At 50.7% G+C, this 26,023-nt stretch carries 23 protein-coding genes; 20 read left to right on the top strand and 3 right to left on the bottom strand.

Features of this window, described 5'->3' with window-relative positions:
* Positions 1–36: 36 nt before the first annotated feature.
* The 5 genes from B9D94_RS22685 to thiO all read left to right on the top strand — a co-directional run bounded on the left by B9D94_RS22685 (position 37) and on the right by thiO (position 3,913).
* Positions 37–1,047, top strand: a complete 1,011-nt coding sequence (locus tag B9D94_RS22685; protein WP_148248030.1) for a ThiF family adenylyltransferase — start codon at positions 37–39, stop codon at positions 1,045–1,047.
* A gap of 79 nt (positions 1,048–1,126) precedes the next feature.
* On the top strand, positions 1,127–1,765 hold the full coding sequence (gene thiE, locus B9D94_RS22680; RefSeq protein ID WP_148248029.1) for a thiamine phosphate synthase: 639 nt from the start codon (positions 1,127–1,129) through the stop codon (positions 1,763–1,765).
* A gap of 4 nt (positions 1,766–1,769) precedes the next feature.
* On the top strand, positions 1,770–1,970 hold the full coding sequence (gene thiS / locus B9D94_RS22675; RefSeq protein WP_006208629.1) for a sulfur carrier protein ThiS: 201 nt from the start codon (positions 1,770–1,772) through the stop codon (positions 1,968–1,970).
* 6 nt (positions 1,971–1,976) lie between these two features.
* The gene (locus tag B9D94_RS22670) at positions 1,977–2,756 is read left to right on the top strand and encodes a thiazole synthase (protein WP_036641258.1); all 780 of its coding nucleotides are present in this window, start codon (positions 1,977–1,979) and stop codon (positions 2,754–2,756) included.
* Between the two features lie 29 nt (positions 2,757–2,785).
* Positions 2,786–3,913, top strand: coding sequence for a glycine oxidase ThiO (gene thiO, locus B9D94_RS22665; RefSeq protein WP_006208631.1), 1,128 nt, complete (start codon positions 2,786–2,788; stop codon positions 3,911–3,913).
* A gap of 34 nt (positions 3,914–3,947) precedes the next feature.
* Here thiO and B9D94_RS22660 read toward each other — a convergent pair whose 3' ends face one another.
* Positions 3,948–4,847: a helix-turn-helix transcriptional regulator gene (locus tag B9D94_RS22660; protein WP_006208632.1), complete on the bottom strand. Its 900-nt coding sequence runs from the start codon at positions 4,845–4,847 to the stop codon at positions 3,948–3,950.
* A gap of 196 nt (positions 4,848–5,043) precedes the next feature.
* On the opposite strand from B9D94_RS22660, the gene B9D94_RS22655 reads away from it, so the two are divergent.
* The 3 genes from B9D94_RS22655 to B9D94_RS22645 all read left to right on the top strand — a co-directional run bounded on the left by B9D94_RS22655 (position 5,044) and on the right by B9D94_RS22645 (position 7,880).
* Complete coding sequence (locus B9D94_RS22655) at positions 5,044–6,342, top strand: alpha-glucosidase/alpha-galactosidase (protein WP_006208633.1); 1,299 nt, start codon at positions 5,044–5,046, stop codon at positions 6,340–6,342.
* A 295-nt stretch (positions 6,343–6,637) separates the two neighbouring features.
* Positions 6,638–7,441, top strand: a complete 804-nt coding sequence (locus tag B9D94_RS22650; protein WP_253806015.1) for a class I SAM-dependent methyltransferase — start codon at positions 6,638–6,640, stop codon at positions 7,439–7,441.
* A gap of 94 nt (positions 7,442–7,535) precedes the next feature.
* On the top strand, positions 7,536–7,880 hold the full coding sequence (locus B9D94_RS22645) for a hypothetical protein (protein ID WP_148248027.1): 345 nt from the start codon (positions 7,536–7,538) through the stop codon (positions 7,878–7,880).
* Between the two features lie 62 nt (positions 7,881–7,942).
* On the opposite strand, the gene B9D94_RS22640 is transcribed toward B9D94_RS22645, so the two are convergent.
* A complete protein-coding gene (locus tag B9D94_RS22640) occupies positions 7,943–9,196 on the bottom strand; it encodes an ATP-binding protein (protein ID WP_253806014.1) in 1,254 nt (417 codons plus the stop codon).
* A gap of 244 nt (positions 9,197–9,440) precedes the next feature.
* On the opposite strand from B9D94_RS22640, the gene B9D94_RS22635 reads away from it, so the two are divergent.
* The 12 genes from B9D94_RS22635 (at position 9,441) to ald (ending at position 25,035) form a co-directional block, all read left to right on the top strand.
* A complete protein-coding gene (locus tag B9D94_RS22635; RefSeq protein WP_148248026.1) occupies positions 9,441–11,258 on the top strand; it encodes an ABC transporter substrate-binding protein in 1,818 nt (605 codons plus the stop codon).
* A gap of 101 nt (positions 11,259–11,359) precedes the next feature.
* On the top strand, positions 11,360–12,370 hold the full coding sequence (locus B9D94_RS22630) for an ABC transporter permease (protein WP_006208637.1): 1,011 nt from the start codon (positions 11,360–11,362) through the stop codon (positions 12,368–12,370).
* Position 12,371: 1 nt separating this feature from the next.
* Complete coding sequence (locus tag B9D94_RS22625; protein ID WP_148248025.1) at positions 12,372–13,208, top strand: ABC transporter permease; 837 nt, start codon at positions 12,372–12,374, stop codon at positions 13,206–13,208.
* An 8-nt stretch (positions 13,209–13,216) separates the two neighbouring features.
* Positions 13,217–14,227, top strand: coding sequence for an ABC transporter ATP-binding protein (locus tag B9D94_RS22620; RefSeq protein ID WP_036641261.1), 1,011 nt, complete (start codon positions 13,217–13,219; stop codon positions 14,225–14,227).
* A complete protein-coding gene (locus B9D94_RS22615) occupies positions 14,214–15,014 on the top strand; it encodes an ABC transporter ATP-binding protein (protein ID WP_036641213.1) in 801 nt (266 codons plus the stop codon). Before B9D94_RS22620 ends, B9D94_RS22615 begins: the two co-directional genes overlap by 14 nt.
* A 293-nt stretch (positions 15,015–15,307) precedes the next feature.
* The gene (locus tag B9D94_RS22610) at positions 15,308–17,740 is read left to right on the top strand and encodes a sensor histidine kinase (protein ID WP_148248024.1); all 2,433 of its coding nucleotides are present in this window, start codon (positions 15,308–15,310) and stop codon (positions 17,738–17,740) included.
* Positions 17,741–17,866: 126 nt separating this feature from the next.
* Positions 17,867–18,532, top strand: coding sequence for a response regulator (locus B9D94_RS22605; RefSeq protein ID WP_006208643.1), 666 nt, complete (start codon positions 17,867–17,869; stop codon positions 18,530–18,532).
* A 207-nt stretch (positions 18,533–18,739) separates the two neighbouring features.
* Entirely contained in the window at positions 18,740–18,862 is a 123-nt protein-coding gene (locus B9D94_RS31805) for a hypothetical protein (RefSeq protein ID WP_255308658.1), read from the top strand.
* Positions 18,863–18,868: 6 nt separating this feature from the next.
* Entirely contained in the window at positions 18,869–20,866 is a 1,998-nt protein-coding gene (locus tag B9D94_RS22600; RefSeq protein WP_148248023.1) for a methyl-accepting chemotaxis protein, read from the top strand.
* A 156-nt stretch (positions 20,867–21,022) separates the two neighbouring features.
* Entirely contained in the window at positions 21,023–21,925 is a 903-nt protein-coding gene (locus B9D94_RS22595) for a helix-turn-helix transcriptional regulator (RefSeq protein WP_148248022.1), read from the top strand.
* Between the two features lie 125 nt (positions 21,926–22,050).
* Positions 22,051–23,550 carry an alpha-glucosidase/alpha-galactosidase gene (locus tag B9D94_RS22590; RefSeq protein WP_148248021.1) on the top strand — a complete coding sequence of 500 codons (1,500 nt, stop codon included), beginning with the start codon at positions 22,051–22,053 and terminating at the stop codon, positions 23,548–23,550.
* A 366-nt stretch (positions 23,551–23,916) separates the two neighbouring features.
* Positions 23,917–25,035, top strand: coding sequence for an alanine dehydrogenase (gene ald / locus B9D94_RS22585; RefSeq protein WP_006208647.1), 1,119 nt, complete (start codon positions 23,917–23,919; stop codon positions 25,033–25,035).
* Between the two features lie 167 nt (positions 25,036–25,202).
* Here ald and B9D94_RS22580 read toward each other — a convergent pair whose 3' ends face one another.
* Positions 25,203–25,895, bottom strand: coding sequence for a pseudouridine synthase (locus B9D94_RS22580; RefSeq protein WP_006208648.1), 693 nt, complete (start codon positions 25,893–25,895; stop codon positions 25,203–25,205).
* Positions 25,896–26,023: the final 128 nt, after the last annotated feature.

Here is a 26,023-nt window from a genome sequence, read left to right as displayed (position 1 = left end):
TGCAATTGAGCAGGGCCATAGAGGAGGTGAGGCACGATGCAGGAACGTTACTCCAGGCAAATGCTGTTTCAGCCGATAGGAGAAATCGGGCAGCGGAAAATCATGAACAGCTCCGTACTAATTGTCGGGATGGGGGCATTGGGCACGGTGCTTGCCAATCATATGGTGCGCGCTGGTGTTGGGCGGGTCAGAATCGTTGACCGTGATTTTGTGGAAATGAGTAATTTGCAGCGGCAGCTGCTGTATGACGAGGAGGATGCAAGCAACGCCTATCCCAAAGTGGTGGCAGCCGAGAAAAAGCTGCGCAAAGTCAACTCCTCCATTGTGATCGAGGCGGTTGTGTCCGACGTTACGGGGGCCAATATCGAGGAACTGATCGATGGGATGGATCTTGTACTGGACGGTACGGACAATTTTCGGACCCGTTATTTGCTGAATGACGCCTGTTTCCGAAGCGGAATTCCCTTCATATATGGAGGCGCGGTGGGCTCTCGGGGGATGAGCGCGGTGTTTGTGCCAGGCGTCACCCCCTGCCTTCGCTGTTTTATCCAGTCTGCAGATACGGCCGGAGAGACCTGCGATATGATTGGCGTTATCGCACCGGTTGTCGATATGGCGGCTTCCTATGAGGCGGTTGAGGCCCTCAAGCTGTTAGCGGATGACGGCACGAGCCGGAGAAACGGTCTGGTGACGTTCGATTTGTGGCAGAACCGCTACTATGAGATGAAGTTCGGCGAGCCTGATCGAAATTGCCCCTGCTGCCAGCTTAAGGTGTATCCGGCGCTTCAAGGGCATGAAGAAGATATGCTCACGATGTGCGGAAGAGATTCCGTGCAATTTGCCGGGAGTGGCCCGCTTGATCTGGATGTATGGCAAGGCAGACTGGAGGGAGCTTCACTGGAAGTGAAGGCTAATCCATATTTACTGCGTACGGTGCTGCCCGGCGGGGAACGGCTTGTCTTATTCGCTGACGGACGTGTGTTGGTGCAGGGCTTGGATGATTTCACCAGGGCCAGAACGCTCTATGACCGGTATGTTGGAGCATGAAATGAATGAGTATCCTGAATCAATAAAGGATCCGACATTTTTCGTCCAAGTTGATATTGTATAGGAAGGAGGGGAAGCTTTGAAAGATTTTCGACTGTATGCCATTACCGGAGAACAGTTTCATCCCGGCCGGGATATGCTGGACGTGATGGAGCAAGCCATTCTCGGCGGTGTGGATATCATTCAGCTTCGCGACAAAAAAAGCCCGAAAGCGGAAGTGCTTGCCAAAGCCAAAGCGCTTCGCAAGCTGACTTCTCGGTATGATGTCACCTTTATCGTCAATGATTACGTGGATATTGCACTGGAAGCGGATGCCGATGGAATTCATCTGGGGCAGGGGGATATGCCGCTCACGGAAGCTCGAAGACTAGTCGGTTCCAAAATCATCGGGATTTCCACACACGCGATAGAGGAAGCGCTGCTGGCAGAGTCGCAGGGCGCAGATTACATTGGGGTCGGTCCGGTGTACCGCACGGCCACCAAGGAGGATGTGGTGGATCCGGTTACGGAAGCGTATGTGAGAGAAGTGGCGCATGCGATCCAAATTCCTTTTGTGGCGATTGGGGGCATTAAGCTGCACAATGTGGATCAAGTACTGATGGCAGGCGCGACGCGCATTTGCGCGGTGAGTGAAATTGTGGGCAGCAGCAACGTAAAGGGTACCTGCGAGGCGTTCATTTCCAAGCTGGAGGCAAATAGCGCGAAGAGGGGGGAGTAAGGCGATGCTGCTTAGGATCAATGGCGTGGAGCATGAGCTTCGCGATGTAAGAACCATTCTGGACGTTATTGAGTTTTTTGGTTTATTGGGCAAACCGGTTGTTGCCGAAGCTGATGGTAAGGTGCTGACGGCCGAGCAGTGGCCGGATACCCCGGTAACCGCGAATATGTCAATTGAGCTTGTTCATTTCGTTGGAGGAGGTTGAGGCATGATGAAGCCGGATTTACTGCGTATTGGCGATTATGAGCTGCGATCTCGATTCTTGATTGGCACGGGTCTGTTTCCGAATCCTTATGTGCAGATGGAGGCTATCAAGGCTTCGGAAGCCGAAGTGCTGACGTTTGCGATTCGGCGAATCAATCTGGAGTCTTCGGCGGACGATTCCATTCTGCAGCATGTAGAAGAGGGCAAACATATATTTTTGCCTAATACCTCCGGGGCAAGCACGGCCGACGAAGCCGTTCGAATTGCGCGTTTGGCACGCGCATCCGGTCTGAGCGACTGGATCAAGGTAGAAATCAGCGCCAATGAACGTACACTCATGCCGGACCCGATCGAAACGCTCAAAGCAACGGAAATTTTGGTCAAAGAAGGTTTCACCGTCCTTCCCTACACTTCGGATGACCCGGTGATATGCAAGCGGCTTGAGGAAGCAGGAGCGGCTGCGGTCATGCCCGGCGCTGCTCCGATCGGTACCGGTCTTGGCATCCTGAATGCCTATAACCTGGGGCTTATCGTTGAAGAGGCCCATGTGCCGATCATCGTTGATGCCGGCCTCGGTTCAGCAAGTGATGTGGCCCAAGCGATGGAACTGGGTGTCAGCGGCGTGTTAATGAATACACCTGTGGCAAAAGCGAGGGATCCCGTCATGATGGCAACAGCAATGAAGCTGGCTATTCAAGCGGGAAGACAATCTTACCTGGCTGGCAGAATCGCCAGGAAGCAGTATGCTTCAGCGAGCAGCGGCTTTGACGAATTCATACTAAAGTAAAGGTTGATTCAAACAGAACTGAGGTAGAGATGAGTCAGAACATTATCATTATAGGCGGCGGAATCATTGGTTTATCCTGCGCATACGAGCTTCGAATGAGGGGCTTTAATGTTACCGTTTTGGAGGCGAGGCGCTGCGGCGGACAAGCCTCGGGAGCGGCGGCAGGCATGCTTGCCCCCTTCTCGGAAAATACAGAAGGCCCCGACGCATTTTTTAGATTATGTCAGTTTAGTTTGCTGTTATATCCGGAGTGGCAAGAGCAGATCAGATCCATATCCGGCGTGCATTTCGAATATGCGAATACGGGCAGCCTGCACATTGCCTATCATGCCGCAGACCTGCTGTCCCTTGAAGGGCGCCGGTTATGGCAGCGCCAATATGGATCATCCGGCGAGATCGTAAGCGGAGCCGAGCTGTTCCGGATGGAGCCGGCATTGTCGCGTGACGTGCTTGCCGCATTATATACGCCGGAGGAAAGCCACATATACGCTCCCGATTTCATCAGAGCATTGGAGCAGGCCTGCCGGATATCGGGAGTGCTCATTAAGGAAGAACTCGGAAGCATACGACTTGTGGAGTGGGACCGCCATATCGCCGTGTCGGCGGCGGACAGCACTGTCTTTTATGGAGATCGGCTGGTCGCAAGCACGGGTGCCTGGGCGCAGGAGCTGTCGGAGCAGTTGGGCCTCCCGATTCCGGTTTATCCCATTCGGGGGCAGATTTGCGCCTACAGAACGGAAACGCAGCCGCCTGTAAAGCATATGGTCTTTTTTAACCAAGGTTATTTGGTTGCCAAGGCGAATGGCACGATGGTGTGTGGTGCCTCCGAAGATGTTGCCGGATACGATACATCGGTCACGGAAAGGGGAATCGAACGGCTCCGAAACTGGAACAACAAGGTGCTTCCGTTTCTGGAAGGCCAACTCCCGTTTCACAGCTGGGCGGGGCTTCGGCCTGCCACCCAGGATGGTTATCCGCTCATAGGCCCCGTGGAAGGTGCAGAGCGGGTATTAATGGCCGCGGGGCATTACCGCAACGGAATTCTGCTTAGTCCGGTGACGGCCAAGCTTATTGCGGATTTCATCGAGAATCGTTGCGTGCCGTCCGAGGTGCGCGAGATGTTTTCCCCATCCCGATTCGCAAATGCATGGATTTAGATGATGTTCAATCACCAGGGATTACATCGGATGTTTACGGATTCTGATGTTGACTCGTTCGCTCCCCCTTTTCCAGACTGAATTTATACTCGCTCGGGGTCATGCCTGTCCATCTGCGGAACTGCTTGGAGAAATAGAGCGCATCATTGAAACCGACAGAAGAGGCAATCTCGTGAATGGAGAAGGAGGATTTCATCAGGGATTTGGCTTTCTCCATGCGTACCTTCATGAGGTATTGCATGGGGGACAGGCCGGTCTGCTGCTTAAATATTTTGGAGAGATGAGCCCGATGGTACCCAAGCGTCTTGGCCATCTGATCAATGGATAGCTGCTGGTGATATTGGGTTGAAATCCATCGCTCGGTCTGCCTTACACCCCGTTCAATATCAGGCACGTCACGGGAGTTCGAAGGAAGGTGCTCGCGATTTAACATCGCCAGCTTATGGAGCAGCAGTCTGAGCCAACCAGATGCCTGGAGATCTTCAAGCCAGGGCTGGTCTGATTGGTTAAAGCCCAGACGGATATGGCGGTACATGGATGCCAGAGCGTCCAGTTCGGCCTCGTCCGTGCAAGGGATGATCGGTTTAGCCGGGGTGATACCCATGTCGGCCAGCAGCATGTGGGTTCCTTTTTCCTGCAAAGCGACCCAGTTGTAGTGCCACGGATTCCGCTCATGGGCTTCATAGCTGAAGAGAACGCCTGGGAGGATCACGAAGGTATCGCCTGCTGTGCAGTGATGAACCGTCCCGGCGCATTCAAACACGCCTTCTCCGGTTAAGACCGTATGAATGAGGCAGTAATCATGAATGATGGGACCGATTTTATGACGTGGAACGGGCGTTCCTTCACCGCTGAACAGGAGGTTGAGATCGTGGCCACCCGGTGAAGGATTCATGCCTATCGTGTAGAGCGTATGGTCTGGCAGAATGGACATACAGCTGTCGCCTCCTTTAACGTGCACCGTAATCAATTTGTTGAAGCAGGATAATCTGTTAGGGCTAGCTTACATAATGAAACAACAAATGTCCATATCGCCCTTGTTTTGCTCCATATTCAAAAAAGACTGATTATCTTATAGTTAATCTTGTGAAAGCGTATCTATTTATGGAGTTTAAGGAGGGCATTTATTTATGTCTAAGATTACATTTATCGGAGCAGGTAGTACGGTGTTTGCCAAGAACGTCCTGGGTGATTGTATGCAAACACCGGCATTGCAGGGATTCGAACTCGCTTTGTTTGACATTGATCCGGTCCGTTTGAAAGACTCTGAGAACATGCTCAACAACATAAAGAAAACCAGCGGCAGCACCTGTGTCGTCAAATCATACAGTGACCGCAAGGAAGCTCTGCGCGGGGCTAAATATGTGGTAAACGCGATCCAGGTTGGAGGGTACGATCCCTGTACGATTACGGATTTCGAGATTCCGAAAAAGTACGGTCTGAGACAAACCATCGCGGATACGGTGGGCATTGGCGGAATATTCCGCAATCTTCGTACCATTCCGGTGATGCTGGATTTTGCAGCCGATATCCGGGAGGTCTGTCCGGACGCGCTCTTCCTGAACTACACGAATCCGATGGCGGTGCTGACCAATGCGATGAATACGCTAGGCGGCGTGCAAACGGTAGGTCTATGCCACAGCGTGCAGGCCTGCATTCCGGACCTGTTCAGAAATCTGGGCATGGAAACGGAAGGTGTACAGGCCAAAATCGCCGGTATCAACCATATGGCATGGCTGCTTGAGGTAACGAAGGATGGCGTGGACCTGTATCCTGAAATTAAAAGACGCGCAGCCGAGAAGCAGAAAGAGAAACATCATGATATGGTTCGTCTGGAAATGATGCTGAACTTCGGTTATTACATTACGGAATCCTCTGAGCATAACGCGGAGTACCATCCTTACTTCATCAAGCGCAATTATCCGGAGCTGATCGAGCGATTCAACATTCCGCTGGATGAATATCCGCGGCGCTGCGTGAATCAGATTGAGGGCTGGAAGGCGATGCGCGAGGATCTGGTAAGCAACCAGGACCTAACGCATCACCGTTCCCATGAATATGCATCCTATATTCTCGAAGCCATTGAGACGAATGTTCCGTTCAAAATCGGAGGTAACGTGATGAACACGGGACTGATCACGAATCTTCCGAAGGAAGCTTGCGTAGAGGTTCCTTGTCTGGTCGATGCCAGCGGTGTAACACCAACCTACGTGGGAGATCTGCCTCCGCAGTGTGCGGCACTGAACCGGACGAATATCAATACCCAACTGCTGACATTGGAAGCGGCGGCAACAGGCAAGAAGGAGCATATTTACCATGCAGCGATGCTGGATCCGCATACGGCTGCCGAGTTGTCCATTGATGACATCAAGAGCCTGTGCGACGATCTCATTGAAGCACACGGAGACTGGCTCCCGAAATTCCAATAACATGAGATGCAGCAATCGTAACTCAAGCAGCGGGGAGGGTTTCCCGCTGCTTGGGTTTTTTTGACACCATAGGTGAGCTAGAGGAGCAAGCAGGAGTAGGAGGGTGTTGTGTGCAAGCAATGCAGATATAAAAAGGTTTAGTAATTTTGGGCAATGTGCGTTAAGGCGGTGATATAATAAATTTGAAGAGTCGATACCCCGAGCTTTATCGACATTTACATGAGATCTAAGATCAATCTTCAAGGGGGGAGCTATAATTCATAACCCAATCGATTATATTATTGAATGCATGGCTATGGATCAGGCCGGAGTCGAAATCCAGCGGATCCAAACAGAGCATCGTCTGAAGCTTGCCGAGTTTTGGGGAATCCGGGAAGGAGACCGCATTCTGGAGATTGGATGCGGGCAAGGGGATACAACCGCGGTGCTTGCTTATTTTGCGGGCGAATCCGGTTTTGTGCATGGTGTGGACACAGCACCTCCCCATTATGGAGCTCCGGTGACGCTGGGCGCCGCCTCCGAACGGTTAACGCAATCGCCGCTGGGCTCACGGATACAGATTGATTTGGAAACGGACATACTGTCGCCGCTTCTTGACTACGAAGAGAATTCCTTCGATATCGTTGTGCTGTCTCATTGTTCATGGTATTTCGAATCGGCAGAGCAGTTGGAGGCCGTATTGCAAAAAGCCAGAGCGTGGGGACGCAGGATCTGCTTTGCGGAATGGGATCCCAGAATCACGCATCCAGAGCAATATCCGCATTTGCTGGCGGTTCTGGTCCAAGCCCAATATGAAGTGTTTAAGAAGAACAGCAGCTCCAATGTTCGAACACTGTTTACGCCAGGGCAGATAAAGGGGATTGCCGAGCAGTCCGGCTGGAGCGTGCGCCGGGAGAAAACCTTCTATTCACCTCAGCTCCAGGATGGGCTCTGGGAAGTGGATATGACCCTGCAATCCTACCAGTCCGAACTGAGCGACATAGAGAAGGCTCCGTCCAAGCTGGTTACCCTGATTCAATCCGAAATCTATCTGCTCCAGGAAGCGAAGCTGACACATGGCATTAAGCCGCTGTCCACGTATGCCCTCTGCGCAGAATAAGCTGCGGTTACCTTCTTGCATAATCTAGCGGAAATCGAGTGCAGTGCTTCCTAGGCTTCCTCTAATAAAGGTTCATTATAAGGGAGGTTGGAACGTGAAGCTGAGGCTATTATTCACTCTGATCGTGCTGCTCCTTTCTGTTGGATGTGCCCGGGATGTATCGGTTTTTGAGTCTGCGATTTATTCAGTGGGAGACGACAAGATTACCGTTGACTGCTCTGACGAAGTAAACCGAAACAGGAAGAATCACACGGATGAGGGTTATCCCTGTGAAGTCCGTGTCAAAGAAGATACTTCATTGAAGGACAGCCAGGGAGAGACCATCCAGCTGGATAGTCTAAAGACGAACGACCTTATTCGGATTACACTAAAAAAGCCGTTGAATATTAGCAAAAACAATAGAAGTTTTGAGGCAAAAGAAATTCGCTTGCTAGAGTAGTAAAAAGAGAGAGGCTCCGGTTCAGGAGCCTCTCTCTTTGCCCTTATAGCGGCTTCGCGAGCTCATGGATCTGTGGCAGCAAGCGGGAGGGTGATGAGGAACACGGTTCCGGATCTTGGCGAGCTTCGTACTGAAACACTGCCATCCATAGCGCGGATGGCCTGGTATGAGAAGGTGAGCCCAAGGCCGGTGCCGCTCATTTTGGTGGAATAATAAATAGAACCGAGACGGCTCAATTGCTCAGGATTCATGCCGATCCCGTTGTCCTGAATTTCGATGGCGACCTGCTCTGCTTCTTCATAGATTCGGATGTTGACGCAGCCTTTATCGACATCTCTGCTGGCCTCAATTGCATTCTTGATAAAGTTGACCAACAGCTGCTTGAGCTCGGCGGGACTGCCTGAAATGTAGACGGGGAGCTCAGGGTAGTCGGCGCTGAGTGTGATATTACTCATATTGGCATACGAGGACATCAGTTCGACAACGGATCTGATCTGAGCGGTGAGCTCAAGTTTTTGCTGAAATGGAACGAGAGGTTTGCTGATCGACAGATATTCAGACAAGATTTGCTCGGTGCGCCTTATTTCTTCCATGCTGATCTCGAGAAAGCGGTCCGTTTTTTCCTGAGGAAACGTACCACTCTTGATTAATTGCAGGAACCCGAGCACGGTAGTCAGCGGATTGCGAACCTCATGGGCAAGGGATGCGGCCACATGGTTCACGGCCTCGGCTTTCTCATTCTGGATATATTGCAGGTATAGTTCCTTGTCGGATACCGATTTGTTAAACAGGGTAACGAGCAGCCATATGCCCAGAGAATTATGGACAGGCATAACCAGGACGTTAAATATAAAATGACTCAGGATATAATCAGGTTTTGTTATATAGAGCACCAGGAGCGGGATGAGTGAAAAGCTGATGCCGGCAATAAAAACAATCCAAAACTTATGTTTGCTTTTATGGTAGAGGGTGGCCAGCAGAACGGATAGCGGGAAGGTAATGATCAATATAATGATGGCGTCGATCATGCCGGAACCGCCAATATGCAGCCGATAGATCAGAAATTCGATTAGCAGGATAGCCCCGGTCATGAAACCTCCGAATAATATGCCAAAGAACATAATGACATATCGGACGTCAAAGATCAGCCCGCTTTGAACAGACGAAGCAAAGGTCATCGACAGCAGCATGCACAACGAACAGATGAGGATGATGAAATTGCGGGAATAGTTGACTGTCAGTTTTCTGTAATAGATGTTGTACGCGACAAAAGGCATCAACGCAAACAATAGCTGCAATAAAACGTCTTTAATCACAGGCAGCAGGCCCACCCCTTTGTTGGAAATCGAATCGTCCGCTAGATTATCCATTTCCATTCATGTTCGACGCAAATTGGAAAAATCCTTGAGGATTGAAACGAAAACAACAAATTTAATAGTACTCAGATTGAAATGAGGAACATATAAATCCATCAAGAAAGCGCTTGCATACAACCATGCCTTAATCGACACACTCAGCATTAAAGAGACGAACACATTTTCATGAATGGAGGGTTCACAAGTGAAGCTGAAAACAGTTTTGAGACCCATGTTCATTCTTTTGCTGGTCGCGTCTTTTTTTGCTGCCGGATGCCAGAGCGTAACGCCACCGACAGCATCAGATCCGCCGCCTAAGGAAGAAGTAAAGGCCCCCGGAGGCAGTGAAGAGCCAGCACCGCAGGGTGATGCAAAAGCAACGCCAAGAAACGAAACGCTGTACGTGAACGGTTTGCAATGGGGGGCGCCAACGAATTTCAACCTGCTCAGCGGAAACCCGGCATTTCCAATCAACTATGGGAATTCCAGGGAATTAATCTATGAGACATTGTTCATGGTCAATCAGCTGACAGGCGAGCTGGAGCCGCTGCTTGGCACCAAGTACGAATGGACCGACGACCTGACGCTGAAGATCGATCTGAATAAGGATGCCAAATGGAGCGATGGCAAACCCTTCAGTTCAGATGATGTCGTCTACACCTACCAGCTTGGCAAAAAGTACGACATCAACTGGAGCAGCTTCTGGTCCTACATTGAGGACGTAACAGCGGACGGACCTCAAACGGTCAACATCAAGCTGAATAAAGACAATCCGAACAAACTGACGGTACTCGACAGTATTGAGGTTATGCCCATGCTGCCTAAACACATCTGGGAAGAGATTGAGAAGAAAGCCAATAATGATCTGGCTGCTATCCGCAAGGAAGTAAATGAGGACCCGGTCGGAACAGGACCTTATAAAATGTACTTTTACAACGATCAGAAGATCACGATAGTACGGGACGATAACTACTGGGGTCAAGCGCTTTTTGGCAAGCTGCCGGCCCCCAAATATATCTCACATGTCATTTATAAAGATAATGCAGCGGGCGATCTGGCGTTCAAGAGCGGTCAGGTCGATGTATCACAGCAGTTCATTCCGCAGGTATGGAAAATGTGGGAAGGCGGAGCCCCTGTTAAAACCTATATCAAGGACGCTCCGTATTACGTGCCTGGCTCCATGCCGTCCATTTTCTTCAACATGTCGAAGGAAGGACTCAACAATGCGGATGTCAGAAGAGCTATTGCGATGGCGATTGATTACAGTAAAATCTCGGAGCTTGCCATCAGCGGCTACTCGGCACCGATGGAACCTTCATTGACACTCAATACCGATGCGGAAGCGAAGTACGTGGATCAAGCAGCCATTAAACCGCTGCAGTGGACAACGGATGTGGATGCAGCTAATGCACTGCTCGATTCCATCGGTGCTGCGAAGGGCAAGGACGGTATCCGGGTGCTGAACGGAACGCGTCTGGGTCCTTATGAAATCGAATGCCCGTACGGCTGGTCCGATTGGAATGCGTCGCTTGAGATCGTTGCACAGAATGCCAAGGCCATCGGCATCGAAATTCGAACCAAATTCCCAGAGGCACCGGTGTGGACCAATGATTTACAGACAGGCAAATTCGATATTATCATGAACACGCCTGCCGGCGGAGTCAGCCCGAGCCAGCCATGGAACCGTGCCATGACCATCATGTATTCCAAGGGAGTTGCCCCAATGGGCGAGATGGCGTTCTACAACTGGGGCCGCTATAAGAACGATCAAGCAGATGCCATCATTGAGAAGATTCCAACGATTTCCGACGAAACTGAATTGAAAGCGCTCTACACCGAGCTGACTCAAATCTGGCTGAAGGATATTCCTTCAATCCCCCTCATGTATCGTCCGTGGGTGTTTGATACGGTCAACGAGTCGGTCTGGAAGGGCTTCCCTACCGAAGGGGACGGCAGCAACATCCCGCCTCAAATCTCAATGGATGGAGCCGGCATCAGGTCACTGTACCAAATCCATAATTGATTTTATAAATTAATGATCAAAGACCTATATTAGCGGATTTACGACCCCTGATATAGGTCTCTTTTCCAAATTCAGGTGTGTGATTCCTGGGGGTGAGCTGCTTGAGTGTTTACGGAAAATATATCGTCAAGAAGTTTTTCTGGTATTTTCTAACGCTGGTGATCGCGGTCACTTTGAATTTTCTGCTGCCCCGGATGATTGAGGGCAACCCGGTCAGCATGATTGTCTCCGAGATGACGCAGGGTATGACCGACAGCGATACCATCAAACGGGTGTACGAGACGTTTCTCGTCGAGTTCGGAATCGACAAGCCTCTTGGCGAGCAGTTCCTGATCTATTTGAAGAACCTGGTGACGGGTAACCTCGGCACTTCATTCGGACTTTATCCGAAGCCGGTAACGGAAATTCTGGCCTCGGCGGTTCCATGGACGATCGGACTCCAGCTTCCGGCGATCCTGGTCGGCTGGCTGATCGGCAACGTGCTGGGTGCCGTGGCGGCATACCGCAAAGGGGTATTCGATAAAGTCATATTTCCGGTTGCCTTGTTTGTGAATTCCATTCCGTTCTTTACGCTGGCAATCATTATGCTGTATGTGTTTGCCTTGTCCTTGAACTGGTTTCCTCTTCACGGGGGCTATGATTATCAGATGGTGCCAACACTCAGCTTTGAGTTCTTTGCTTCGGTGCTGAGGCATCATACCCTGCCGTTCCTGTCGATTGTGCTGGTTACCATTGGCGGTCAAGCCATCGGCATGCGGGAAATGTCCATCTATGAGCTGAATTCCGATTATGTGCTGTACAGCAAGCTGCTTGGCATCCGGGATTCCAAGATTGCAAAGTATGTATTCCGGAATGCCATGCTGCCCCAAATTACGGGATTGGCATTATCCATCGGTACGATGGTTGGCGGCTCGCTGATCTGCGAGATCGTATTCAGTTATCCGGGAATCGGAACCTGGATGTTCACCGCGATCCGGCAGCTGGATTATCCGTTAATCTCGGGCTGCACCTTACTGATTGCCCTGGCAGTGCTGCTCGCTAACTTTACGATTGACTTAATCTACGGCTGGATTGATCCAAGAATTAAGGCCGCTCAGATGGAGGATCAATAATATGAACAGTTCATTTCACATATTGATCAAATCGCCAAAGTTTATGTTCGGAGCCTGCATGCTGCTGGCCATGATCGGTCTGGTTCTGATCTACCCGCTGTTTAACCGCAATGACCCGCTGGAGATGATCGCGCTTGCCTATCAGCCTCCGGATTCAAAGCTGCTGCTGGGCTCGGATAATTTCGGCAGGGATTTATTTCTCGAACTGATCTATGGCATCCGAACCTCCTTGCAGGTTGGACTGATTGCCGGTGTATTCGCTACCGTGATCGGACTTGTCATCGGTCTTGCTTCAGGTTATATCGGGGGGATGATTGACAACCTGCTAACTGCGATCACAAACATCTTTATCGTCATTCCTTCCTTTGTCATTCTGATTCTGATTTCGGTCAGCATCGATTCGCGCAGCTCGTTTGTCACGGCGGTCATCATTGGAATTACCAGCTGGCCATGGACGGCCAGAGCCGTGCGGGCACAAACCTCCTCATTGCGAAACCGGGATCATGTCAATATTGCCAAAATCTCCGGATACAGCACGCCGCGAATTATTCTCTCGGAAATTTTGCCGTACATCGCTTCCTATGTGGTTATGGCCTTCGTGCTGCAGACGGCATCGGGCATTCTCTCCGAAGCCTCCATCTCGATGCTCGGGCTGGGGCCGTACAACACGATCTCCCTCGGCATCATCATGAACTGGGCGCTCGTGTTTGAAGCACCGGTTGCCGGCGCTTGGTGGGCATTCATCCCGGCAGCGATCTCCATTGCAATCATTACCTTCTCCTTGTACATGATGAACACCGGCATGGATGAAATTTTCAATCCGAAGATTAGGAGCTGATGGGTGTTTTGAGCACAAATATACTTGAAGTTCATGGACTGAAGACATATTACCGAACCCGGCTGAAGGAACATGTATATGCTGTAGACGGCGTGAGTTTTTCGCTTGAGAAGGGGAAAACGCTCGGCATCGCCGGGGAATCCGGCTGCGGCAAATCGACGCTTGCGCTTAGCCTGATGGGATTTTATTTTCCACCACTGCATTTCGGCAGCGGCTCGATCGTTATTAACGGCACGGATATCATGAAGCTTGGCAAAGAGCAGCTTCGTGCCCAGGTATCGGGAAGAGAGATATCGTACATTCCGCAGGCAGCTATGAATGCCTTGAATCCTACACTCAAAATCATACATTTTATCGAGGATATTATGAAGGAGCACCGACCCGAGCTGAACAAGAAACAGGTGTGGGACATGGCTGCAGAACGGTTCGAAACCTTGAACTTGTCCCCCAAGGTGCTCCACTCCTACCCGAACGAACTGTCAGGCGGTATGAAACAGCGGACGGTCATTGCTATCTCCACCATTCTGAATCCGAAAGTGCTGATTGCGGATGAGCCGACCTCGGCTCTGGATGTAACCTCGCAGAAAGCGGTCATCAAGCTGCTGAAAAGCCTGCTGGACCGAGGCTTTATTCAGTCGCTTGTCTTTATTACACACGAGCTGCCGCTGCTCTATCATGTCACGGATGACATCATTGTTATGTACGCAGGGGAGATTGTGGAGCGCGGAACCGCAGAGCAGATGATCTTCGATCCGATCCATCCCTATACTAAGAAGCTGATGGGCTCCATCATCGTGCCGGAGGAAGGCATGAAGGGCCATAAGCTTGCCGCGATCCCGGGAACGCCGCCCAATCTGAAGAACGTGCCGGAAGGCTGCCGGTTTGCAGACCGCTGTTCCTATGTCCAGGAAACGTGCCGGAAAGGGAAAATCGAGAGCCAAACCGCGGGGGATCGCATCTATCGATGCATCGTGGAGCCTGAAGTGCTTAAGGAGTGGTATGCAAATGAAGCAGAATGATGTACTGATTCGGGGAGAGCATCTGACGAAGGTGTTCGGTTATGGGAAACAGAAGACAACCGCCGTGGAGGATGTCAGCTTTGCCTTTCACGAAGGTGAAATCATATCCATTGTCGGCGAGAGCGGAAGCGGCAAAACGACGCTGGCCAAAATGATCATGGGCTTGCTGAAGGAGAGCAGCGGCTCAATTGAGTATATGGGCAAGCCGAGGCAGTTGAAGCGGCATGGAGACCGCAAGCGATATTGGAAAAATATCCAGGCGATTTTTCAGGATCCGTTCTCCTCGTTTAATCTGTTCTACAAAGTTGAAAAGCTGCTGCTCGATTGCATCAAGCTGCAGGGTGTCAATCTGACAAAAGAGGAGCAGCTTCGCAAGATGAAGGAAGCCTGCTCCTTCGTGAATCTGAAGTTCGAGGAACTGCATAACAAGTATCCGTTCGAATTGTCCGGCGGACAGATGCAGCGTCTGATGATCGCCCGCATCTTCATGCTTCATCCGAAGCTGCTGATTGCGGATGAGCCGACCTCCATGGTGGATGCATGCTCGCGCTCTACGATTCTCGATATGCTCCTGAAACTGCGGGATGAGAACAATATGACGATTATTTTCATTACCCATGACGTAGGGCTGGCTTATTATGTGAGCGATACGCTGTACATCATGGAACAGGGGAAAGTGGTGGAGCGGGGACCGGCGGAAGAGGTCATCTTAAATCCGCAGCATCCTTATACCCAGCAGCTTATTTCTGATGTGCCCAAGATCCATTCCGAATGGGATCTGGCATGAGGAGCAACAGGATGGATATCCTGCTGAAATGCCCTGAGCGGATAGCCGCTTGGGGCATTTATTTGTGCCCAGGATACCCCTTAACAGCCTGGGCGCTTCGCTTATTTTCGCGAATGCGACACCGGGTTTTTTTATATTTAATTTCTGTCTGTTGGATCTTTGGTTTCGCAAAGGATTTGCCGATAAAGGATAAGGCTGCAATTGAACCTTGGGTTCAGCGGCAGCGGCAACTCGGGGTGCACCGCTCGTCTAACGACCGGTGAGTTTACTTTATAAGGGGACAATAGAGCAGCATGTGTAACTACTTCCTTGGAACTGCAACGCTAATCCTGGTCATCTTAACGACCACCTTCACGATGTTCTTATATAGATACCGTTATCCGCGCAGGTTAAGCCGTCAGTCATTGGACCTTGCCGAAGGCAGATTTCATATGCTTGACGAAATGCTGCTTACGCTGGATGTAGGTATTTGGTCATACGATATCGGCACAAGGAGTATCATGAATACTTCATTGGCCTTTCAAAAGATCACAGGCTATTCACGGAGTGATTTCTCGGATGGGCTAACCTGGGAAACGATGATCCATCCGGAGGATATGCCGCTGTTTCAATCTTTAGTACACAAGCTTCGGCATGGCGAGGCTGTTCATACGGAATACCGGATTATTCACGCGGAAGGGGATATTCGCTGGGTCCAGGTGAAAATGATTCCAACGATGAACGAAAGCAGGCAGACAGCACGGGTGGATGGCATTGCGATTGATATTACTTCACGCTTTCGCATGGAAGAGGCGCTGTATGATATTACTGAATGCAAGAAGATGGAGATAGCACTCAAAGAAAGCATGAACCGGTATCGCAGGCTCGTGGAGATGTCGCCTATAGCCATCGCGGTGTGCAAGGAACGCAAGCTCATGTACGTAAATCCGGCGGGACTCCGAATCCTGGGTGCGGCAGGTCCTGAGGATATCCTGGGTACCGATCCCTGGGACTGGGTGCTGAATTCTTATGAGGAATGGGCACGTAAACGGCATGCGGAGCTGATCCGCAAAGGCCATGTTTTCCCGGAGGAATTGTCTTTAAGACGGGTTGACGGGGCAAGGGTCGATGTGGTGACAACGGCACTGTATGATGCGGAATCGACCACGATCGAGATTTTCTTCGAGGATATTACGGCCCGCAAGTCAGCGGAGCGAGCCTTGATGGAGAGTGATCGTATCAACCGCCATATCCTGGATATTGCACCGGTTGCGATGTTCCTGCACTCGGATTTTGCTTATATTTATGCGAATCCTGCAGGCTTCGACTTATTGGGGATAACTGATATCGCGCAATTGGACGGGACCTCTTTTCTGGATGTTATTCCTACTGACCAGATTGAGTTCGTTATTTCCGAGGTTGAACATGTGTACGAAAGCGGGATGACCTCCCAGCTCACTGAGAATAAGCTGGTCCGGCTGGATGGGACGATTATTGATATTGAGGCAGTCACAACTCGAATCCCTTATATAGGCCATAATACAGCACTCACCATTATTCGGGATATTACAGAAAAGAAGAAGGCCGAGCGGGAGCGGATCGCGGCAGAGCGGCTTGTCCGAGAGAGCGAGGACCGGTATTTCCGGCTGCAGATGAGCCTGGACCGGTTCTCCTCCGACCTCTTCGGCATGGTTAAAATCAGCGAATTGAATGCCCGTATCGTACAGGAAATCCAGGAAGTGCTGGAGACTGATCGGGTGAGCCTCATTCAGATCAATCACCACAGCCTGCGCATCAAGATACAAGGCGGCTGTAAAGTGCTGCCTCCAGGGGTTCTTACAGCAATCCATAATTGTGGTCCTGAGCATATTCCTCTCTGCAAACTGTTTGAGATGTGTGACGGATATTTTGTCAAGATTGGTGAAATGAACGGAGATACCAGCATGGTCTGCATCGGGGGAGAAGTCCCGCTGTTAATGATTCAGGCCAAGAAAATATGGCTGGAGACCATTTCCCGGTATGCCAGCGTCCTGTATGATAACTTCCGCGTCATCGAGGATTTGACAAGGGAGCTGGACAAGCTGGGTTCCTCGCAGCAGATTATGCCCCTTTGGCTGCTGAGGCTCATGCTGCATTTGTCCGAGAATGAGCGCAAGCGACTGTCGCAGGATCTTCATGATGCGGCGCTCCAGGAGCAGATTATATGGTACAGGAAATTAAATCAGATTGTATCGGATCATGAACTGCCGGAAGGGCTGCGGCGGCAGCTGGAGGAGATCGAGGAGGGACTTCTGGACGTGATTTATCAGATTCGAATCACGTGCAATGAGCTTCGGCCTCCGCTGCTTAAGGAAGAGGGACTTGAGCGCTCCTTGGAAGCTTTATTTGAGTTCACGCAGCTTCGTACGAATTATTCCATACAGTTCGACTGTTCGAACTTCGATGATGATATTAGCGATGACCATTTAATCGGATTGTACAGAATCGTACAGGAGCTGCTTGCGAATGCCACCAAACATTCCAATGCAACCGAGGTGAAACTCACTTTGTCCACCCAGTCGGATGAGGTCAGCCTTAGTTATGAAGATAACGGAATTGGAATCGACCGGACCCAGAAGCCCAATCAATTCAACAATATGGGGATCGGCGGCATGAAGGAACGGGTGAGGAGCATGAACGGTAAAATCCAATTCGAATCGTCGGACAGCGGGGGGTTGGCTGTTTACATCCAGATAACGGCAAAATGAGGGTCCGCCAAATGAAATCGCAAGAGACCGCAGCAAACGGCGAGAAACCGAAGCACAGCGGTTAAACATCCCGGCGGTTCATCCATGTTAAGCAAGAATACCAGATTGAAGGAGTCATGGAAAACGATGATTGAAATTTTATTAGTGGATGACCATCCCTCGGTGATGGAGGGGACCAAGGTGCTGCTTGAGCAGGAGAAGGATATGTTTGTGAAGCTGGCTAATACGCCGGAGCGGGCGCTGGAGCTGGTGAGAATGGTTCATTTTGATGTGATGCTGATTGATATGCATATGCCGGGCATGAACGGAATCGATCTAGCCAAGCAGATTCTCCAGATCGTTCCGGATGCGGTGATGCTGATCTATACAGGCTTTGAAGTCAGCAATCATTATAACTTGATCATGGAGGCCGGTATGGCTGGTTTCGTCTCGAAGACTTCGGGGAAAGAGCAGCTGGTCACGGCCGTTCGGTGTGCACTGCGTGGAGAGGTGGTGCTGCCGCTGACACTCGTGAAGCAGCTTCGGCGGGTTACTGCCAATGGTTCTGAACGGACATCGGGGGGGACAGAAGCTCAGTCTATAACGGATAAAGAATATAGCATTCTGAAGGAGATTGCCAGGGGGAAGAGCAACAAAGAGATTGCGGGAACGGTGATCATGAGCCAGCGCTCGCTGGAGTATTGTTTAACCAATCTGTTTCAGAAGTTGAATGTGAAGTCGCGCATTGAGGCTGCTCTCAAGGCCAAGCAAATGGGAATTCTGTCAGATTCCGATTTTGTCCAAATGGGATAGAGATTTTCTTAGGCAAGCCATATTTCGCAAGCGTCCTCCGAATGAAGAGACGTCAATTCTTTGTTTTTCGACAAGAACCGCAAGTTGGCCCGCAAAATTCTTGCGCGATCACGCAATAGAATTTCGGTTACGAACGGTATGCAAGTGTATATGCTTATTGTACTGGACGAACGTAGTCTATAAGTAGGAGAGGTGAAAGCTTGCGGCATGACAAAGGACCTATTTGATTATGATGTTGACGACCTCTTGTCACCGGAAGAGATTGAGGAGATTCTAGTGCAGCTTGAAGAAGAGTGGAATGAATTTAACAGCAGGAAGAAGCGAGGGTGACTCAACATGAAATCATGGAAATTTCTTAAATCTCTGTTTGCGATGAAACTCCGGACTCGCATGTTAGTTGTTATTTTGGGGTCAATCACCATTTTTTTGGCAAGCATGATGACCTACATCAGTATCACAACGAAGGAAGAGGCTCTGGATTCAGCGAGGACGCTGGCAATGACAACAAGTGAGAAGATCGGCACCCTTGTTCAAGCGGAACTGGATGACGTTATGAATTCGGCACGTACCTTGGCCGTAAGCTTAGTTGGCATGAAAGAGACGGATATCACGAATCGGGCAGCCGTTAACGAAATATTAAGAAGAAACCTGGAAGCCAATCCATCCTGGAAAGGGCTCTGGACTTTATGGGAGCCGGATGCCTTTGATGGACAGGACGCTGATTATATAAACAAGCTCGGCAGTGATTACTCCGGACGGTTGATGTCATACTGGGCAAGAACGGATTCGGGGCTCGAGCACACACCTATCGAAGATTACGAGCAGGAAGGGGAGGGGGACTTCTATCTTCTTGCCAAAAATAGCGGAAAAGAAATCATCATGGATCCGTATGTCTTTAAGGTAGGCAACGAAGACGTCATGATGACATCGCTTGTTGTTCCCATTATCGATAACGGAAAGACGGTTGGTGTGGTCGGAGTCGATATCTCCTTGGCACATCTGCAGAGTGTTATGGATCAGTTCAAACTGTTTGATACGGGGTATGCACATATTTATTCAAACACCGGCGTTATCGTGACATCACCTGAAGACGGTCTGATGGGACAAACGATGGGGAAAGCCTATCCTGGCGAGACGGTGCCGCTCATACTGGATGCGATCCGGGAAGGCAAGGTATACGTGGAGGAGGATCCTGATCTGTACAAGCTGTACACGCCAATTAAGACCGGATTGACAGAAACGCCATGGTCAGCCGCCATTATTATTCCGATGAAGGAGATTACGGCGAACTCAGAGGCCATGACCCGGTCTGTTATAGTGGCAGGCGTGGTCACCTTGTTGGCTATGGGGGCTGTAGTGATTCTGTTAACGAGTTCTATCGTGAAGCCTTTAGGTGCATCCGTTGCAATTGGCGAGTTCATGTCCAAGGGAGATTTTACGCAGAAGGTTCCTGCAGCGTATCTTCGCAGATCGGATGAGATTGGTACATTGTCCCGAGTGTTCGCCCAGCTGCTGGAGAGTATGAAGGAAATGATCGGCAAAGTGAATATGAATGCGGCGTCCGTAGCTGCTGCTTCCCAGCAGCTGTCTGCCGGAGCGGAGGAGCTGGCGGTCGGGAGCAGCAATCAGGCGGAATCCGTGCAAACGGTCAGCGAATTGTTCCAGGAATGGTCGAATGCAATCAACTCGGTTGCAAGCGATGCTTCGGCTGCATCAGAGCTTGTCAATCAGACTTCCGGAATTGCGTCGGAAGGCAGCGGGATCGTTCAGCAATCCGTTGAAGGCATGAATCGGGTGCGGGAGCATGTCACCAGGCTTGAAGCAGACTCCCAGCGCATTGGCGAGATTATCGAAGTGATCGACGATATAGCCAAGCAGACCAACCTGCTAGCCCTCAACGCCACGATTGAGGCTGCACGTGCCGGGGATCAAGGGAGAGGTTTCGCTGTGGTGGCGGATGAAGTACGCAAATTAGCGGAACGAAGCGGAGGAGCCACGAAGCAGATTGCCGACATTATCAAGGGCATGCAGAAGAATACGGCCGATAGCGTGGAGGCGGTTCAGCATGGCGTCGTCTACACGGAAAAAGCCGGGGAGGCCTTTGCCCACATTACAAGCATGGTGAATGAGTCGGCCGGCAAAGTGATGGACATTGCAGCTGCCAGCGAAGAGCAGGCCGCACAGGCCGCCGAAGTGGCAACTGCCATCGAAACGATATCCTCGTCCACAGAGGAAACGGCGGCTACGAGTGAGGAATCGGCTGCAACCGCGCAGTCGCTTGCCGAGCTCGCGGAAGAGCTGAATCATACGGTATCGGCCTTCAAAATCTCGTAGCACGGATAGTATAATGATGATAAGCTTGGCCTAAGGGCCAGGCTTTTTTTTATATATAAATCGAATCCATTATAGTGCAGAAGAGGAGCCATCCCGTTCCGTGGGCCGGTGCTCTTGAATATATCCTTACACAGTGTGAGGGGAGGAAGGTCAATCGTGAATGGAAGCCTGTTTCAGCAGATGCTTGAGAAGGGCGATTACGTCCCGCGATTCTACGCCTATTATTATAAGCAGTGGAAGGACTATCAAATGCCGTATCATCAGCATGATTCAACCGAGATTATGTACATGATCTCAGGGGAATGCCGAATTGATGTCAAGGCTAACCATATGGAAAAGAGTGTCACGCTGAAAAAAGGGGAGTTTATCCTACTGGATGCTGAGGTTCCGCACCGGTTAATCGTCGAGAAGACGACCTCCTGCCGTATGCTGAACGTGGAATTCGGGTTTATGGAGAGCGCTGGCAAAGCGCCTTCCTTAAGACAGATTATGCGCGAGGAGGAAGAGGTGATGTTTCTCTTGAACCGGCCGTTCACTTCCCTGGTGCTAGTCGATCAGGAGGAGGTGTACCCGGTTCTGAGAAGTCTGGTGCTTGAGCTCGATCGGAGAGGAACAGATGGTAGAACGATGACGCATGCGCTGTTCATCCAGCTGCTCGTATGCATCGCTCGCCTGTATGAAGAAAGGGAGCGCAGCGATGTGCAGTTGAGCGAACTGTACATCAAACGATGTGTCGATTTTTTACATCAGAATTATGATCGGCCGATTCAGGTGAAGGACGTAGCAGCGGAAGTGAATTTGCATCCGGGGTATTTGCATCGGGTATTCCGCAGAGGGACAGGCAGGACAATTACCGAGTATTTGACAAGAATTCGAATGGAGAAGGCCAAGATGCTGCTGGAGCGGACCGATATCCCCATCCATGAAATATCGGAATATGTGGGTGTTGGCAGCAGGCAGTATTTCCATCTGTTATTCAAGAAGTTTACAGGCAGTACGCCGGTGGAATATCGTCTCCAGCAAGACCGGAATGCATGGAAATACGGCGAACCGAAGTGAGGGGATTATGAAGAAGTAAGGATTGTTGACGGTGTTTAGCTCAAGAGGTCATGATATTGATAACGCTTTCCTTTGATCGGTTGCTACAATGATTACAAACTCATTTGTAGCTGGGAGAGGATACAATGTCATTTAAGGTTGCATTTATCGGAGCAGGGAGCATCGGCTTTACGCGGGGAATTCTGCGTGACCTGCTGACTGTGCCGGAATTTCGGAATATCGAAGTGGCTTTCACCGACATCAGTCGGCATAATCTCGATATGGTTACTGAATTGTGCCAGAGAGACATAGACGAGAACGGGTTGTCCATCAGGATTCAGTCCTCCACAGATCGAAGACAAGCCCTGCAGGATGCCAAATATGTCATTTGTACGATTCGCGTTGGCGGCTTGGAAGCATTCCGTACGGACATCGAGATTCCACTGAAATATGGCATCGATCAGTGTGTAGGTGACACGCTGTGTGCAGGCGGCATTATGTACGGGCAGCGGGGAATTCCCGAGATGCTGAGCATATGCAAGGATATTCGGGAGATGTGTGCACCCGATGCGCTGCTGCTGAATTATTCGAATCCGATGGCGATGCTGACGTGGGCCTGCCATCAGTATGGCGGCGTGCGGACGATTGGTTTATGTCATGGTGTTCAGCATGGGCACCACCAAATCGCAGAGGTGTATGGCTTGAAGAAACAAGACGTTGATATTGTCTGCGCGGGTATTAATCATCAAACCTGGTATATCCAAGCCTCTCATCAAGGCAAGGATTTGACGAGCGGGCTGCTGGAGGCGTTCGAACGGCATCCGGAGTACAGCCAAACAGAGAAGGTACGCATCGATATGCTGCGGCGCTTCGGCTACTACAGTACGGAATCCAATGGCCATCTCAGCGAATATGTCCCATGGTACCGAAAGCGGCCGGAGGAAATTACGGAGTGGATTGATCTTGGCAGCTGGATTAATGGAGAGACGGGTGGATATTTACGCGTTTGCACCGAGGGTCGCAGCTGGTTCGAGACCGATTTTCCGAACTGGATGAAGGATCCGGCCATGGTATTTAGGCCCGAACATCGGGGAGAGGAGCATGGCTCTTACATCATTGAAGGCTTGGAAACGGGCCGGGTATACCGTGGACACTTTAATGTCGTGAACGAAGGCATTATCTCCAATCTGCCGGATGATGCGATTATCGAAGCGCCGGGTTACGTAGACCGCAACGGAGTTTCCATGCCGCTGGTAGGCGAGCTGCCGCTTGGACCGGCGGCTGTGTGCAGCGTGAGTATATCGGTTCAGCGATTGGCGGTTGAAGCCGCGGTTCACGGTGACGAGCTGCTGCTTCGTCAGGCGTTTATGATGGATCCGTTGATTGGAGCGGTAAACAATCCGAAGGAAATTTGGCAGCTGGTTGATGAAATGCTGGTTGCTGGTGAAACGTGGCTTCCACAGTATGCGGATTCGATTGCCGCAGCGAAGAAGCGACTTGCAGTCGGGAACCTGATTCCGACTCTTCAGTATGAAGGTGCCGCCAGACTTAAGGTCAAGACCGTGGAGGAGATGCAGCTCGACCGGGATACGGCCAACAAAAATGCAGGCGAATCCGATAAAGGGAAGGATCGGGAGAAAGTGTGACCGCAACTGCCGCATCCAGCTTAATCTGGTAAATGAACAGCAGACCGCATCGGTGAACATGTTACTTTAACGAAAGCCATGAATTGAATGCATGTAGTATGTGAGCATCTTGAAATCGACGTGAAGTCAAGCTGAATGATCACCTCTCATAAGGGCTGAAGCCAAGAAGGATAACGCACATTCGCTTCAGTCGCATAAAGAGAGGTGATCTTTTGTATGCAGCCAGTTATGGATTTGCATATACTGTAGATACATAGTTATGAAATCGGATGGACAATCCCTGACCTTAGACAGGTACACAGTTTGGGCAAAAATAGGTACAATGCAATTAGATAGGCAAAGTTGACCACTAAGGAGGCCATGGGGATGATCATTGGGGTTCCCAAAGAAATCAAAAATAACGAAAGCCGTGTCGGCATGACGCCGGGTACCGTCATCAGTTTTAAAAATGCGGGGCATGAAGTGCTTGTACAATCTGGGGCTGGTCTTGGCATTGGCTTTACAGATGAAGATTATAGAGCGGCTGGTGCCAAGGTGGTTGCAACGGCTGCAGATGCGTGGAAAGCCGAAATGGTTGTGAAGGTAAAGGAACCCCTGCAGGAGGAGTATGATTATTTTCAGGAGGAAATGATCCTGTACACCTATCTGCACCTGGCTCCCGAGCCCGAGCTGACCAAAGCGCTGGTTGACCGGAAGGTGAGTGCTGTTGCTTACGAAACGATACAGCTGACGGATGGCAGCCTGCCATTGCTTACACCGATGAGTGAAGTGGCGGGAAGAATGTCCATTCAAATCGGTGCTCATTTCCTGGAGAAGGCGCATGGCGGCAAGGGCGTTCTTCTAAGCGGCGTTCCTGGTGTAGCGCCGGGCAAAGTTGCGGTGATTGGTGGTGGAATCGTTGGCACCAATGCGGCAAGAATTGCTCTGGGTCTCGGCGCGGACGTCAGCATTCTCGATATTAATCCGGGGCGGCTGCGTCAGCTGGATGATCTGTTTCAGGGGCGGGTCAAAACGATCATGTCTGATCCGTATCACATTGCGGAGACGGTGAAGGCGGCGGATCTTGTTGTGGGAGCGGTGTTGATCCCCGGTGCCCGGGCTCCGCGCCTCGTAACGGAAGAAATGGTGAAGGAGATGAGCCCGGGATCGGTCATCGTGGATGTGGCGATTGATCAAGGGGGCTCGATCGAGACGATCGACCGGATTACAACCCATGACAACCCTACCTATGAGAAACATGGCGTCATTCACTATGCCGTAGCCAACATGCCGGGCGCAGTAGCCAGAACCTCCACCATGGCATTGACTAATGTAACGGCACCTTATGGTTTGAGAATAGCTAGCAAAGGACTCCGCTCCGCAGCCCGGTATGATAAAGCACTGGCGAAGGGCATTAATGCCATCGGCGGCAAAGTGACGTATGAGGCGGTTGCGGCAGCGCATGGATACGCATATACAAGCATTGATGATTATTTGCTGGCGTAGAGGCAGCATCTGAGCTTAAATAGAAAAGAGCCATCTTTCAATCGGACACGAGACCAGGTTTACGGCGTCAACCTGGTGACGGAATCAGCTTCCGGCGTGAGCCTCTTTGAAAGATGGCTTTTTGGTTTGACGTTCAGAAGCACCAAGAAATCAGCTAGTATAACATTCTAGTTCAGCATGAACAGCAGTTTATGGAGCTCTCTTTCCTCCAAATGCCGCCACTTCCCCCGTTCCAATTGATCCAGCGTAATATTCATAATTCGGATGCGCTCCAGCTTCAGCACTCTATACCCCAGGGCCTTACACATTCTGCGGATTTGCAGATTAAGGCCCTGGGTCAAAATAATGCGGAATACCGCTTCGCTTTGCCTGAAAACCTCGCATGGCTTGGTTACTACGTCCAGGATTTCAACGCCTTGAGACATCCTCCGCATAAATTCATCCGTAACGGGTCTGTCGACGGTTACCACATATTCTTTCTCATGATCATGCTCCGAGCGCATCATTTTGTTCACGATGTCTCCATCGTTCGTGAGCAGAATCAAGCCTTCAGATGCTTTATCCAGCCTGCCGATGGCAAATATACGCGACGGGTAATTCACATAGCGAATGATGTTTCCTTCCACCTCTTCTGCTGCCGTGCAGACGATGCCCATCGGTTTATTCAGGGCCAGGTACACAGGCTCGCTATCGTTATGAGGAATTTCCTGCCCATCGATGAGCACGATATCCTCGGGCTCAACCTCCGCCCCTTTTTCGCATACCTTGCCGTTGATCGTAATGCGCCCGGATGCAATCAAGCGGTTGGTCTCCCTGCGCGAGCAAAATCCCGTTTGACTGATATATTTGTTAATCCTCATGCTCCACCACTTCTCATATGTATTTAGTGCCGCTCCGATATGCTGCAAGTTAGCCATGGCTGGCTGGTAAGGAGCTTGGCGTAGATTGAAATAAAATGAGGAAGCCGTTCGAGGCATGCAGTGGTTGT

It is taken from the genome of Paenibacillus sp. Cedars, from assembly GCF_003184205.1.
GTDB lineage: Bacteria > Bacillota > Bacilli > Paenibacillales > Paenibacillaceae > Paenibacillus_AQ > Paenibacillus_AQ glucanolyticus.
The sequence above is the reverse complement of the archived record's forward strand: the minus strand, read 5'-3'. Positions and strand labels throughout refer to the sequence as shown.